Origin of the sequence: Rhodococcus sp. C-2 (assembly GCF_027854095.1) — a bacterium.
In the GTDB taxonomy this organism is placed as follows: Bacteria; Actinomycetota; Actinomycetes; order Mycobacteriales; family Mycobacteriaceae; genus Rhodococcus_F; species Rhodococcus_F qingshengii.
This window is the reverse complement of the sequence record NZ_JAQGFI010000002.1, coordinates 35,503-48,970: the sequence shown is the minus strand read 5'-3', so window position 1 is coordinate 48,970 and position 13,468 is coordinate 35,503. Positions and strand designations below refer to the sequence as shown.

The following is a 13,468-nucleotide window of genomic DNA, read 5'->3' as shown; positions in this document are numbered from 1 at the left end:
GCAGATCGCATGGGGCCCCCGATGGACACCATGTGTGGCAGAACACTAACAGTCCACCGGCCCGGTTTGTCGCATGAGGGCATGAATTGGCCAGGCATTTTGTTGTGAGTCCCTGGTGGTTTCCCTCAATCGGCCTGGGGTGCACACTTATCCGTGATGATCAGTTCCACGAATTCCCCTCAGACGGTCCCGCCACAGGCTCGGGGCTTCGTTCCGGCTTTGGACGGTATGCGTGGATTGGCGGCGCTCGGTGTCCTCGTCACCCATGTCGCGTTCCAAACCGGTGAAGCGCAGTCCGGCGCGATCGGGCGCGCGTTCGGTCGACTCGATCTCGCCGTAGCGGTGTTCTTTGCCTTGTCCGGATTTCTCCTGTGGCGCCCCCACGCGGCAAAGGCCCGCGGAATCGGGCAGCCGCAGTCGACCGTCCGGTACTGGATCTCCCGCGCGACGCGCATTCTGCCGGCGTACTGGGTGGCAGTGGTCCTGATCCTGCTGTTCCTGCCCGGTGCCGGCGGGGGCTACCAAGTGTGGTTGGCGAATCTCGGGTTGGCGCAGGTCTTCGTGCCGTTGACACTCACCGAGGGCCTCACGCAGATGTGGAGCCTGTCGGTCGAGGTGGCGTTCTATGTTCTGCTGCCGCTGTTCGCGTATCTGATGGTGCGACTACGCGGAAACTCGGCCCGGTTCCGGCTACCGCTTCTGCTCGGGGTGTCGGTGTTGGCGCTGACGTGGGCTTTCATTCCGATCCCGACTCCGGACGCCATTCACCACGACAACTGGCTGCCGGGCTACCTGCCGTGGTTCGGCGCAGGCATGGTGCTGGCCGAGTTGGCCGTGGGCCCGTCGACGTGGATGCATCGCCTCGCGCACCGGCGGGTGCTCCTGACTTTTGTTGCGTTTGTGGCCTTCGTTCTCTCGTGCACCGATCTGGCCGGGCCCGAAGGTCTGGTGCGGCCTGAGCCGTGGCAGTACGCGATCAAGATTGCACTCGGTGCGATCATCAGCTTCTCGTTGATCGCTCCACTGGTTCTGCGCGATCAATCGCAGCATCGATTCCTGGCGAGCCCGCTGGCGCTGGCAATCGGACGCTGGTCCTACGGCCTGTTCATCTGGCACCTGGCCGTACTGAACGCTGTGTTCCCCGTGTTCGGCATAGTTCCGTTCTCGGGCAGCTTCTTCTACGTCCTGGCGCTGACGGTCGTCCTGAGCGTCGCTGTGGCCTCGGCCAGTTACGCCTTGGTGGAGGAACCGGCGCGCGTCGCGGTGACGCGCTGGGAGAAGCGCCGCCATATCGGTGAACCGGCAAAGGGCAACGCGGCCAACCCGGTCACGACCAAGGCCACCAACATCGAGAACTGAATCGCGAACGAGTCGCCCACATAGCCGCCCGGTGCTCGCCACGGTCCGGTCGAGAGCAGCGTGATGCCGATCATCGCGGCCACGCCGGCGGTGCCGACGAGAATGCGTGCGGTCCGAGCCGGGCCGAAGATTCGCAGCGCGGCAAGTCCGAGGATCGAGCACACAACTGCGATCGCCGCTCCCACTCCGCCGCCGATGACGGTGGCCGCCGCGAGCACGCCCACCCATCCTGCCGCGACGCTGCGCCACGGTCGGGGTGGTGTGAGGGGCTTGGGCTCTCGGCGCGTGGGGACAAGAGCCGCGAACAGCAGCGGGATCAGCAACACGAGCCCGCCGAATATGCCGAGGCGGTACCAACGGTCGCTGGGGAAGTCGATGGTGACGGTTCCCGCGGTGCCTGCCGGCACGATCCAGCCCTGCTGCCAACCGTTCACGACCACCGGCGTCAGCTCGGAACCGTCCGGCGCCGTGGCGATCCAACCGATGCTGGTGCTCTCGGGATTGACGATCAGCTGATCGGCGGACGAGTTCGTGACGGTGAGTTCGCGGTGATTCGCCGTCCACGCGGTCGATTCGAGCGGTGTATTCCGCTGCGCGGCTGAAGGACCGACCGCCGCCAGGTCGAGATTGTCGACCGAGAATGCGGGGCCTGGTTCGACGACCACTTCAGGCTGTCCCGCCGGCAAAGTCGCCGAAGCGTCCAGACCGCACACACGTGCCTCGACGGGTGCGCCGGTCCGAAGTTGCGTCGCCGTCGCCGTGATCGAGGTGGGGAATTGCTGTCCGGCAACCGAAATGGTCGGGCCGTCGCCACAGGTGACGGTGACGGTGCGGTTGTCGAATGAGTCCGAGCCCTGCACTCCCGAACCGGCGATCGGGGTTCCGTCGGCACCGATGACGCCGACCTCGGCGAGGCCGGTGGGCTGCGCCTGGGCGAAGCCGAGCGCCGTCTGATCGAGGACCGGTTCCCAATCGGTGATGCTCAGGACGATCTTGTCGGCGACGAAGGGGGAGAGGGTAATTCGACTGGTTCGAGGCGTGTCGTCCGAGGGTTCGGGCAGCTCTCGCACCTGCGGCCCGTTGCCGAGATTCACCGCGACGCTGGTCGGCAGCGACGGCAGGGTGCCGAGTCCCCGGGTGATGTCCAGGCCGGTGACCAGGGTGGGCTCGGGAAGATTGAGAGTCAGCGTCGGTTTCGGGCCGCCCGGTTCTGTGGTGCTCTGCGGCGCCGACCACGTGGTGCGTGCGTCGCCGTCGGTGGCAGCGAAGGCAGATCCGCGTGTGTCGCCGATGTCGCTCGAACCCGAAGCCGTGATTCGGCCTGGGACGGCAAGCAGATCTTCGAGGGCGTTGCCCTGACGCGCTCGGACAGTCAGTGTCGGTGTAACGACTGTGTTTTCGGGCACCGTGAGCGTGCGCTGGAAGCGGCTCGGCTCTTCCGGTATCGCCATGAATGCATTGCTGCACCGCACGCGGTCGGTCGAGTCCGCGCACGCGTTGCGACCGGGGAACTCCTGGCTCAGATTCCAGGCGTTCACGGATGCGCCCGTCGGCGTATTCGGCAGGACCGTGTCGAAACGGATCGGTACGGTCTTCGGTGCGCTGCGATCGGAGAAGTCTTCGACGGAGAGTTCGCTGATGCCGAACTGTGTTCCAGGCGATCCGTTTTCGGTGTGAGTCGCTGTGATGCGTACCCACGGAGTGGTGCCGCCCGGGATCGAGACGGTGATGGGCTCACCGGGACGCTCCACCTTCACCGCTGTGCTGCCGTTCGGTGTCGAGACCTCGAGCCATTTGACGGGAGCTCCGATTGCCGCGGCACTGGTGGTCAGATGAAGCAACCCGCTGGAAATCGGTGTGTCGAAGTCGATCTGCAACCACTGGCCCAGTGCGCGCTCGATGCCGTTGCTGAACCAGCCGGTGGCGGGATCGCCGTCGACCGTCGACGCGGGACTGCTCGACGGTGAAGTGCCGCCCAGCTGGGTGGCATCCGAGGCGGCGCTGGAGACGGTGATCGAAGCTCCGATCCAACGGCCTTCCACGAGAGGCGTGTTCGCAACCGGGTAGTCGGGCACCAGATTGTAGGTACGACGAGCGTCGTCAGGGGTGCGCAGGGCGGAACTGTGGTTGTCGACCTGACCGAAATCGGTTTCCCGATCGCGCGGTGTGTCGGTGACGGTGACAGAATCGACGGGCAGTCCCGCAGCTTCGGCGTCGGCGGCAAGAATCATCGGCCCGGTCCCCGGAACCAGCCCGCTTTCGTGAAGTCGCACAGACGATTCCGGCCCACCTTGTACACGCGGAACCTGGTTCAGGTCGACGGAGTACGGGCCGCTGACCGCCGGGGTGCCGTCGGGCGGGGTGACCTCGAAGATCTCGATGGCTGGGTAACCGGGACGCAGATCGCTGTCCGCGACCAGCCCTTCGATCGGTTCGGGGCTGTCGTCTTCACCGAAGTGGGCGACTCGCTTGATCCCCGGCGAGCCTTCGACCGCCTGGTGCACGAGTATCGGCCTGGCCGAGCGCGACGTTTCGCCGTCGAGGTCGTTGCGCATCACCAGGTAGTGGATGCCCTGCCCCAGCAAGGTCTGTGCGAGGCCGTCCGACGGACGTCCGTCGGCGATGAGACGTTGCACCGAATCGAGCGCTCGGATGGCGCCGGGAGGGGTCAGCGGGACCGAGTCACGTACTGCCCACGGCGTACTCGCCAACGCCTGAAGCGGTTCGTCACGCGTCAGACCCCACACCTGGCTGCCGAAGGGCGCTCCCGGGACGACCAGGGCACGTTCGGCTTCCGATCCGGGGGAGGTGTTGTCCTCGAGCCACTGCGCCGCCTCGTTCCAGTACGAGGGGACGTCCGGATACGCACCGCGGGGAGCGAGCTTTCCCGTCCAGGCCAAGGCGGTCGAGAGGGTGAGGGCAACGAGGATCAGGCTGGTCAGTGCGACCATCGGTTCGCGCTCGGGATGGGCGAACGCGCGGCGCCATCGGGCGAGTGGAACCGATCCCGGCAGTGGCACTTTGGCCAGCAGGTGTGCGAGTCCGAGCACCAGCGGCAGACGGACCAACGGCTCGAGCTTGTGGACGTTGCGCAGCGGCGCGCCTGCCGAGTCGAGGAACAGGCGCACCGACTCCGACACCGGCGAGCTGAGTTCACCCACGTAACCCGCGGCCAGGCCGGTGATACCGACGAACAGGATGAGCGTCAGCCGGCCGCGAGCAGGCATGGACCGCATGCAGAGCCCGGCGAGGCCGGCGGCGGCAACCAGGCCGGTGGCGACGACTGCTGCGGGTTGGGTGACCAGGACGGCGCCGGCAATGCGTTCGGGGGAGACGAACGGGGTCCAACTGTCCGTGCCGCGAAGTATCTCGGCGAGCGATGCCCACTGAGTGGTGACACCGGCGGACTCGATGTAGTCGAGAAACGGTGGGCTGATCTTGCCGAGCAGAAGTAGCGGCACGATCCACCAGAGGGTGCCGAGAGCGACGAACAGCGCCCACCACGCGGTGAACGTCAGCCATGTTCGGTTGGGTTTGTGCGAGAGCCACCAGATGATCGCGACCAGGCAGGCCGCGGCGGTGGCGACGGCGTTGATCGAACCCATGAGTGCGACGGCAAGTGCGGATTGTGCGGCCAACCGCCTCAACCCCCGTGAGTGGTCAGGGAGTCCAGGGACTCCTTTTCCACGCACAGGGCCGAAGGCCAAAACCACCGGCAACAACACCCACGGCGCCAACATCATCGGAAGGGTTTCCGAGGAAATCGAACCGAGCGTGGTCAGCACGCGGGGAGAAAGAACAAAGGCAACCGCTGCGATCACGCGCGAACTACGGCTGCCGATGCCGAGAGCCTCGGCAACTCGGATGATGCCCCAGAAACCTGCGATCAGAAGCAGCGCCCACCAGATGCGCTGGGTGACCCACGGCGGAACGTTCGCCAACTCGCCGAGCGCGAAGAACGGCCCGTGCGGAAAGAAATATCCGTAGGCCTGGTTTTGAACCTGGCCGAGTGGGGCCTGACTACTCCACTGATGCGAGGCGCGTTCGAGAAAACCGAACGGATTCTGCGTCAGGTCGTACTTGGTGTCAGCGGTGATCAGACCCGGCGATTGCAGAAAAGTGAGAAGAAACGCTACGACTGAGGCGGAAGAACGGGAACTCGCGAGGCCTGCGCTCTCAGCGGCTGCCGTACTCAACCTGGTTCAGCACGGAAGAATCTGCGTTTCCGCTGCGGTCGATCTCGGGACGAGTGTTGTCCGACGCGGCGGCCGTGACACCGAAGATGACGCCGGCACCCAGAACGGCACCGATGACAGCGCTGGCCACACCGGGGACAAGGAACTTCGTCATCGCGGATCTCCCAATTGGTCGTTAGTCGGTCGTTCGCGGTCGGACGGACTTACCGGCCCGTACGAACTGCTCGGGTCAAGGTATCACCCGCACTCGAGAATCCGGACGATTACCCTCGTGACGTGCTGGTCAGTCGAGGGTTTCGGCGCCAAGCGCGGTCAACAGAGTGCGCAGTTTCGTAGATGTCTCGTCGAGTTCGTCCTGCGGATCCGATTCGGCGACAATTCCACCACCCGCGCTGGCCCAGGCGTTGCGGCCGTCTGCACTGATCTCGGCGCAGCGGATGGCAACCACCCAATCGCCGTCACCGGCCTCGTCGCACCATCCCACGGCGCCGCCGTAGAAACGCCGAGGCTCCTCGGTCTCGCGGATGACCTTCAGTGCCGCGTCGGTGGGTGTTCCGCACAGCGCGGGCGTCGGATGCAGCGCGATGGCGAGGTCGAGCGCAGTGGTGTCGTTTCGCAGTGTGCCGCGGATCGGGCTGGCCAAGTGCCAGACCTCGTGAGTATTGGTCAGTTCGGGAGTTGCCGGCACCGACAGATCACTGCACATCGGTTGCAGGACCTGGCGGATCCACGACGTCACGAAGGCGTGCTCGGCCAGATTCTTCGTCGAATGCAGAAGGCTTTCGCCTGCCTCGCGGTCTTGATCGGCGTCGGCGGATCGCTTGGTGGTCCCGGCCAACGGGCGACACGTCACGACGCGCCCGCGTCGACTGACCAATACTTCGGGCGTCGCGCCGACCAGGCTGTGGCCCTCGAATTCGGCTCCCGCAGCAGAGAGGTCGACGGCAAAGGTGTTGGCGACGGGATTGAGCGCCGCCATGCGTGCGGCGAGCGCGGTTGGGGAGATCGGGGTCTGCGTGCGAAGTTCCACAGTGCGAGCCGCGACAACCTTGTCGATCTCTCCACTGCGGAGGCGTCCGATCAACTTTTCCACTCGACGAAGATGCTCCGACGACGACGGGATCTCTCGGTCAACCCGGGTCGTGGGCAGGGTCTGGGGATCGCGCGGTTGCCACGGCCGCGACGCGATCGTCGCCTCGGCAGGTTCGTACAACGCCGTTGCGGCAGCCGGGTCGAAGGGGAGCGCTCCGACGATCAGCTTTGTCGTACCTGCCGACAGAGCGTGGGTGGCCGCGTCGGAGCTGTCGAAGCTGCGTCGTACGCCGCGGGTGACCACGCTGTGATCGGGGCGCGAGAGAACAAAACCGTCCATGGTGCTTTCGACACTAGTCGGCCACGGATCAGGAATGCGCGAAGGTCACTTCCCCGGAGGGACGATCAACACCGGCCGATGACTGTGACGCAGAACATGATCCGCGACGCTGCTCTGCAGTAGCGACCGCAAACCCGTAGTGCCACGGGTGCCGGTCACGATGATGTCGACGTCCAATTCGTCTGCGGTTTCGCAGATTGCAGACCAGATCGCGGATCGGCACTCGGCGCTTCTGCCTTCGACGGTCAGGCCTGCGGCCTCGGCCAGTGCGACGCCCTCGGCGAGGGTGACTTTGGCGTCGGTGTACGCGATGTCCTCGACGTCGTCGTCGGGAACCCACTCCGGTTGCATCACCCCGGACAGGCCGGACATGCGAGCGGCCTGGCGAACCATGGGCTCCCAGGCAGTGACGAGAACAGCACGATTGGCGGAGAGGAAACGCCCCGCATAGTCGACTGCACGCTTGGCGTTGTCGGAACCGTCGTACGCGATGAGCATCAGACCTTGTGGCATCACGACCTCCTCGTCAGCGGGGGAATCGGTTCTCTTCCAGGCTACCGTCCCGATGTGCCCGTGAGGGAGTGTATGGGTACCGGGTCCGTTACGGTCGAGGTATGCGGATCAAGTTTCTGAAGGCTGCGACGACCATTGCTTTGTGCGGAGGGTTGGTTGCGGGATGCTCGGGCGAAAACGGGACCGCCGATCCGGTTTCGAGCGCCCCGACCAGCACCACCTCCGAGATCACGTCGACGCCTGCGGCATCGAGCTCCGCACCCGTCGCCGCGTCGTGCGGTAGTGACCTTCTAGCCTCGCTGTCCTTGCGTCAGAAACTTGCCCAGCTGCTCAACGTCGGCGTCACCGGGACCGACGACGCATTGTCGATAGTGCAGAACGAGGAGATCGGCGGCATATTCGTCGGAAGTTGGACCGATCAGTCGATGCTCACCAATCGCGAAGTGCCGCAGGTTGCTTCGGCGTCGAAGTTGCCGTTGATGGTGACGATCGACGAAGAAGGTGGACGGGTTTCGCGCGTCGCGGACATCCTCGGGCCCGATCCGTCGGCCAGGGAAACGGCGCAGACCATGACAGTGGAACAGACGTACCAGATGGCACTCGAGCGTGGACGCGGTTTGAAGGATCTCGGGATCACCGTCAACTACGCACCCGACGTCGACGTCAGCAGCCAACCCGACGACTCCGTGATCGGGGACCGCTCGTACTCCGACGACCCCCAGACCGTGGTTGCCTACGCCGGTGCGTACGCGCAGGGGATGCGCGACGCCGGAATCTTCCCGGTGATCAAGCACTTTCCCGGGCATGGCAGCGCGTCGGGTGACTCGCACCGGGGTGAGGTGACAACGCCGCCGCTACAGGATCTGATCGCGTCGGACCTGATTCCCTTCCGCGAGCTGTCGGGAACCGGAGTCGGCGTCATGATGGGTCACCTCGAGGTTCCCGGTCTGACCGAGCCCGGTACCCCTGCCAGCATCAGCCCCGCAGCCGTTGCGTTGCTTCGCGACGGAGTGGGTTACGGCGCAGCGCCGTTCACCGGCCCGGTATTCACCGACGACCTCAGCGGAATGCAGGCGATCACCGACCGATACGATATTGCCGACGCGGTTCAGGCTGCGCTGGTGGCTGGAGTCGATCAGGCATTGTGGCTGACAACCGACGACGTTCCGCGGGTTCTCGATCATCTCGAGCAGGCCGTCGCGTCGGGTGAGCTTCCGCAGACGCGGGTCGATCAGGCCGTGGTCACAGTTGCCGCTGCCAAAGGTGCCGTGACCTGCTGAGTCGAAGTCAGGATTCGACGCGCAATCTTACCGTAGAGTAAGATCGACATTTACCCTGTGGTTGGAGGAAGCATGGCCGGCGGTACCAAGCGACTGCCACGCGCAGTGCGTGAGCAGCAGATGCTCGACGCGGCTGTGGACGTGTTCTCCGACAGGGGGTTTCACGAAACTTCGATGGACACCATCGCAGCCAAGGCCGAGATCTCGAAGCCGATGCTGTACCTGTACTACGGCTCGAAGGAAGAGTTGTTCGCGGCGTGCATCCATCGCGAAGGGCTCCGCTTCCTCGAGGCCCTCGCCCCGGCCGGCGCGCCGAACCTGACTCCGCGTGAACAATTGCGCGCCGCTCTCGAGGGTTTCCTCGGGTTCGTGGGCGCAAACCGCAAGTCGTGGATGGTGCTCTACCGTCAGGCCGTCGGGCAGCAGGCTTTTGCGGGAACCGTGCAGTCCAGCCGCGATCGGTTGATCGAGTTGACCGCGCATCTGCTCGAGTCCAGCACCAAGGATCCTGATGCCGCGCACGATTACGGGATCATCGCCATCGCGCTCGTCGGCGCAGGTGAGGCGGTAGCGGACCGGGTTGCGGGTGGGGAAATCGAAGTGGATGCCGCAGCGGATCTACTCGAATCCCTCGCGTGGCGCGGTCTGTCGGGCAAGAAGAAGTCCGAATAGCCCCCAGTCACATCGCGTGAACGTATCGCTCCCCCTGTTGAACAGGGGGAGCGATACGTTCACACTGTCGGGGCGGGGTCGGAAACGCACCAGCCCAACCCAGTTCAGTCCTAGGTCAGCGCAGCGTCGCAGTGACGTGCGGGTAACCCTTCTTCGGGTGACGCAGCGACAGATCCCAGCCGTCGTCGGTGCGATCAGCGTAGGCATTCAGCGTCGCCGGTAGCAGAATCGGCTTGCCGAAACGCACGCTGTAGGTGACCTTGTCCGCGACGGACCCCTCGACAGTCCGCAGAACTGCCGCGGCACTCCACATTCCGTGAGCAATGGTCTTCGGGAAACCGAAAGCCTTCGCGCCCAGAGACGAGACGTGAATCGGATTGCGGTCGCCGGAGACAGCGGCGTACTTGCTGATCGTGGTCTGGTCGACGCGGATGGTGCTCATCGGCATCGGCGGGACCTCGTCAGCCTTGGGCTCCGGACCGGGCTGGCCGGACAGGGAGGTCTTCTGCTGGTTCAGGAAGCTCGAGGTCTGTCGCCAGACCAGTTCCCGTCCCACCCGAATTTCGGTGATCACGTCGATCAGCAGGCCCTTGCGGTGCTCACGCAGGTTCTCGGCATGCACCGAGAGGTCAAGCGGTTCGCTGACGGAGATGGGCCGCAGCGATTCGATGACGTTCTCGGCGTGAACGGAGCCGACGGCGGCGAAGGGGAAGTCCTTCGACACCATCAGCTTCATCACGGTCGGGAAGGCCAAGGTGAAGGGGTACGTGATCGGCAGAGTGTCGCCGAACCGCAGTCCGGTCACGCGGCAGTACGCCGCCAGATTGTCGGTGTCGACCTTCAGTCCGGTGAGGGTGAAGGTCTGCTGTGGCACCGAGCGCGAGTTGGACTTGTTCCACGGCAACAATCCCAGTACCGCGCGGGAGTAGATGTCGAGGGTCTTCGGCTGCTCGGTGAGCGCGACGGTCTTTGTTGCCATCATGCGCCCAGGAGGCTCTGGCCGCAGACGCGAACGACCTGTCCCGTAACGGCATTGGAGGCCGGGCTGGCGAAGTATGCGACGGTCTCGGCGACGTCGACGGTCTCGCCGCCCTGCAGGAGCGAGCTCATGCGACGGCCGGCTTCGCGGGTGGCGAAGGGGATGGCTGCGGTCATGGCGGTCTCGATGAAGCCCGGTGCGACGGCGTTGATGGTGATGTTCTTCTTCGCCAGGACGGGAGCTTCGGCGTGTACGAGACCGATGACGCCGGCCTTGGAGGTGCCGTAGTTGGTCTGGCCGCGGTTGCCCGCGATGCCGGCGATGGAGGAGACGTCGACGACGCGGCCGCCTTCCTTGAGGGCGCCCTTCTCGACGAGGTGCTCGGTGATCTTCTGCGGTGCAAGAAGATTGACGTTCATGACCATGTTCCAGCGGCCCTCGTCCATGTTGGCGAGGGTCTTGTCGCGGGTGATGCCGGCGTTGTGGACGATGATGTCCGCTCCACCGTGACGCTCGAGGAGGTGAGCTGCGAGGACCTCGGCTGCGTCGGCTGCCGTGACGTCGAGGGCGAGGGACGTGCCGCCGACCTTGTTCGCGGTCTCGGACAGCGCTTCGCCGGCGGCCGGGATGTCAGCGCAGACGACGTGCGCGCCGTCGCGGGCCAGGACCTCGGCGATGGTGGCGCCGATACCGCGGGCTGCGCCGGTGACGACGGCAACCTTGCCTTCGAGTGGCTTGTCCCAGCTTGCGGGCGCGACGGAATCTTCAGCGCCGACGACGATGACCTGGCCGTCGACGAAGGCGGACTTTGCCGAAAGGAGAAAGCGCAGAGTCGATTCCACGCCGGAGAGTCCGGTGGATGCCTTGGGGGAGACGTAGACCAGCTGAGCGGTGGAGCCGCGCTTGATCTCCTTGCCGACGCTGCGGGTGAAGCCTTCCAGAGCGCGCTGCGCGACATGCTCGTCGACGCTCGACGTTTCTTCCGGCGTCGTGCCGAGAACGACGACGCGAGCCGACGGTGCGAGGTTGCGGATCACGGGCTGGAAGAACTCGAACAGCTGCTCGAGCTCGCTGACCTGAGTGATTCCGGTGGCGTCGAACACGAGTCCACCGAAGCTGCTGTCGTGTGCCTGAGCCGCCGGGTAGTCGGAGAGCAGTACGCGAAGTGGTTCTGCGAGCCGACCCTTGCCGCCGATGAGGACAGGTCCGGCGAGTGCGGGTTCCCCTGCTTTGTAGCGACGCAGGTTCTCGGGCCTGGGCAGGCCGGCCTTCGACGCGATGAATGCGCCGGGGGCGGACGAGAGGAACTGTGAATAGAGGTCGGGAGCTCCCTTGCTGGCTGCCACGGTCCTACCTTCTGTTGTGTTTCGGGTTGTCTCTCACCGGGCAATCGAAAGAATGCGGCGATAGACAAGTAACTTACTACTGAGTAAGAATAGTCTTCAACAGGTAATCGCACCATCCTTGGAGACGCAAGTGACAAGCAAAGCCCGTTCAAATGCAAAGCCCGCCGCACCGCGCACTGCACCGGCCGCAGCCGCTGCAAATTCTGCAGGTCAGCGCCGTCCGGTTGCGATCGTCGGCGGAAATCGCATTCCGTTCGCACGCTCGGACAAGGCGTACGCACAGGCGTCCAACCAGGACATGTTCACTGCGACGCTCGACGGTCTGGTGAGCCGATTCAATCTGCAGGGCGAGAAGCTCGGCATGGTCGTCGGCGGTGCGGTGCTCAAGCACAGCCGTGATTTCAATCTCATTCGCGAGTCCGTTCTCGGCAGCGCGCTGAGCCCGTACACGTCGGCGTACGACCTTCAGCAGGCGTGTGGCACGGGACTGCAGTCGATCATCGCCGTCGGCGACGCCATTTCGGCCGGCCGCATCGATTCGGGCATCGGCGGCGGCACGGACACCACGTCCGACGCCCCGATCGGCGTCAACGATCAGGCGCGCGAGTTCCTGCTCTCCCTCAATCGCGCGAAGTCCACGGGCGACCGCATCAAGCTGCTCGGCAACGTCCGTGCGGGCATGCTCGGCCTGGAAATTCCGCGCAACGGCGAGCCTCGCACCGGCAAGTCGATGGGTGACCACGCTGCGATCACCGCCAAGGAATTCGGCATCAAGCGCGAGGACCAGGACGAACTTGCCGCTGCCAGCCACAAGAACATGGCAGCTGCCTACGACCGCGGTTTCTTCGACGACCTCGTCACCCCGTTCCTCGGCCTGACCCGCGACGACAACCTCCGTCCCGGTTCGACCGTCGAGAAGCTGTCGACGCTCAAGCCCGTCTTCGGTACCAAGCTCGGCGACGCGACGATGACGGCAGGCAACTCGACGCCGCTCACCGACGGCGCTTCTGCAGTGCTCCTCTCCACCGACGAGTGGGCAGCCGAACGCAATCTTCCGGTTCTGGCGCACCTCGTCGATTCCGAAACCGCTGCCGTCGACTACGTCCACGGCAAAGACGGGTTGCTCATGGCTCCTACGTACGCGATCCCGCGTTTGCTGGCCCGCAACGGTCTGACCTTGCAGGACTTCGATTACTACGAGATCCACGAAGCCTTCGCTTCGGTGGTTCTGGCAACCCTGCAGGCCTTCGAGTCGGACGAGTACTGCAAGGAACGCCTCGGCCTCGACGGCGCATTGGGATCGATCGACCGAAGCAAGCTCAATGTCAACGGATCGTCCTTGGCTGCAGGTCACCCGTTCGCGGCAACCGGCGGACGTATTGTGGCTTCCCTCGCAAAGATGCTCGCGGAGAAGGGTTCGGGCCGCGGCCTGATCTCGATCTGTGCGGCCGGTGGCCAGGGTGTCACGGCGATCATCGAGCGGTAACCGCTCCACAATCTCCCCATGCGACTGAAAACTGCGCTCACCTGCAGTGATCGTCGCGAGGGGATGCGTAATCGGGGATCCGGCCACGAGGGGTGGCCGGATCCCCGAACTCTTTGCAAACTTTTTCGCGCAGGCGTGTAACGCTGCAGAATAGCTACCGATATTCATGACAGCCCCGTGTTGCTGCCTGACCCCCGACCTGGCAGCAGCGCGGGGCTCTCGTATGTCCGGATATCCTGTATTGAGTTGTCGGTGAGCGCCGCAG

At 64.8% G+C, this 13,468-nt stretch carries 9 protein-coding genes and 1 pseudogene; 4 read left to right on the top strand and 6 right to left on the bottom strand.

From position 1 onward, the window contains the following. Positions 1-156: 156 nt before the first annotated feature. A pseudogene (locus tag PCS43_RS04085) lies at positions 157-1,206 on the top strand (acyltransferase family protein); the annotation flags it as partial. A gap of 23 nt (positions 1,207-1,229) precedes the next feature. Here PCS43_RS04085 and PCS43_RS33345 read toward each other — a convergent pair. The 4 genes from PCS43_RS33345 to PCS43_RS04065 all read right to left on the bottom strand — a co-directional run bounded on the left by PCS43_RS33345 (position 1,230) and on the right by PCS43_RS04065 (position 7,440). After that, positions 1,230-5,555 (bottom strand): alpha-(1->3)-arabinofuranosyltransferase, encoded by a 4,326-nt coding sequence (locus PCS43_RS33345; RefSeq protein ID WP_333779557.1) that lies wholly within the window; start codon positions 5,553-5,555, stop codon positions 1,230-1,232. Next, on the bottom strand, positions 5,536-5,709 hold the full coding sequence (locus tag PCS43_RS04075; RefSeq protein WP_003945488.1) for a DUF2613 domain-containing protein: 174 nt from the start codon (positions 5,707-5,709) through the stop codon (positions 5,536-5,538). Before PCS43_RS04075 ends, PCS43_RS33345 begins: the two co-directional genes overlap by 20 nt. Before the next feature lie 129 nt (positions 5,710-5,838). Then, positions 5,839-6,927 carry an isochorismate synthase gene (locus tag PCS43_RS04070; RefSeq protein WP_065351998.1) on the bottom strand — a complete coding sequence of 363 codons (1,089 nt, stop codon included), beginning with the start codon at positions 6,925-6,927 and terminating at the stop codon, positions 5,839-5,841. 45 nt (positions 6,928-6,972) lie between these two features. After that, positions 6,973-7,440, bottom strand: coding sequence for a universal stress protein (locus PCS43_RS04065; protein WP_003945900.1), 468 nt, complete (start codon positions 7,438-7,440; stop codon positions 6,973-6,975). A 101-nt stretch (positions 7,441-7,541) separates the two neighbouring features. Here PCS43_RS04065 and PCS43_RS04060 point away from each other — a divergent pair, with 101 nt between their 5' ends. Together PCS43_RS04060 and PCS43_RS04055 are read left to right on the top strand one after the other, a co-directional pair. Beyond that, positions 7,542-8,720 (top strand): glycoside hydrolase family 3 N-terminal domain-containing protein, encoded by a 1,179-nt coding sequence (locus tag PCS43_RS04060; protein WP_003945797.1) that lies wholly within the window; start codon positions 7,542-7,544, stop codon positions 8,718-8,720. A 72-nt stretch (positions 8,721-8,792) separates the two neighbouring features. After that, on the top strand, positions 8,793-9,392 hold the full coding sequence (locus PCS43_RS04055; RefSeq protein ID WP_003945885.1) for a TetR/AcrR family transcriptional regulator: 600 nt from the start codon (positions 8,793-8,795) through the stop codon (positions 9,390-9,392). A 115-nt stretch (positions 9,393-9,507) separates the two neighbouring features. On the opposite strand, the gene PCS43_RS04050 is transcribed toward PCS43_RS04055, so the two are convergent. Both PCS43_RS04050 and PCS43_RS04045 read right to left on the bottom strand, forming a co-directional pair. Continuing rightward, positions 9,508-10,371 (bottom strand): MaoC/PaaZ C-terminal domain-containing protein, encoded by an 864-nt coding sequence (locus PCS43_RS04050; RefSeq protein ID WP_007734551.1) that lies wholly within the window; start codon positions 10,369-10,371, stop codon positions 9,508-9,510. Then, complete coding sequence (locus PCS43_RS04045; RefSeq protein ID WP_003945596.1) at positions 10,371-11,717, bottom strand: 3-oxoacyl-ACP reductase; 1,347 nt, start codon at positions 11,715-11,717, stop codon at positions 10,371-10,373. Before PCS43_RS04045 ends, PCS43_RS04050 begins: the two co-directional genes overlap by 1 nt. Positions 11,718-11,847: 130 nt before the next feature. On the opposite strand from PCS43_RS04045, the gene PCS43_RS04040 reads away from it, so the two are divergent. Next, positions 11,848-13,203 carry an acetyl-CoA C-acetyltransferase gene (locus PCS43_RS04040; RefSeq protein WP_003945465.1) on the top strand — a complete coding sequence of 452 codons (1,356 nt, stop codon included), beginning with the start codon at positions 11,848-11,850 and terminating at the stop codon, positions 13,201-13,203. The last annotated feature ends 265 nt before the right edge of the window (positions 13,204-13,468 follow it).

Bases quoted from the DNA above. Each gene is read 5' to 3' on its own strand.
- PCS43_RS04075 (WP_003945488.1), bottom strand. From the start codon at position 5,709: ATGACGAAGTTCCTTGTCCCCGGTGTGGCCAGCGCTGTCATCGGTGCC.
- PCS43_RS04070 (WP_065351998.1), bottom strand. From the start codon at position 6,927: ATGGACGGTTTTGTTCTCTCGCGCCCCGATCACAGCGTGGTCACCCGC.
- PCS43_RS04065 (WP_003945900.1), bottom strand. From the start codon at position 7,440: ATGCCACAAGGTCTGATGCTCATCGCGTACGACGGTTCCGACAACGCC.
- PCS43_RS04060 (WP_003945797.1), top strand. From the start codon at position 7,542: ATGCGGATCAAGTTTCTGAAGGCTGCGACGACCATTGCTTTGTGCGGA.
- PCS43_RS04055 (WP_003945885.1), top strand. From the start codon at position 8,793: ATGGCCGGCGGTACCAAGCGACTGCCACGCGCAGTGCGTGAGCAGCAG.
- PCS43_RS04050 (WP_007734551.1), bottom strand. From the start codon at position 10,371: ATGGCAACAAAGACCGTCGCGCTCACCGAGCAGCCGAAGACCCTCGAC.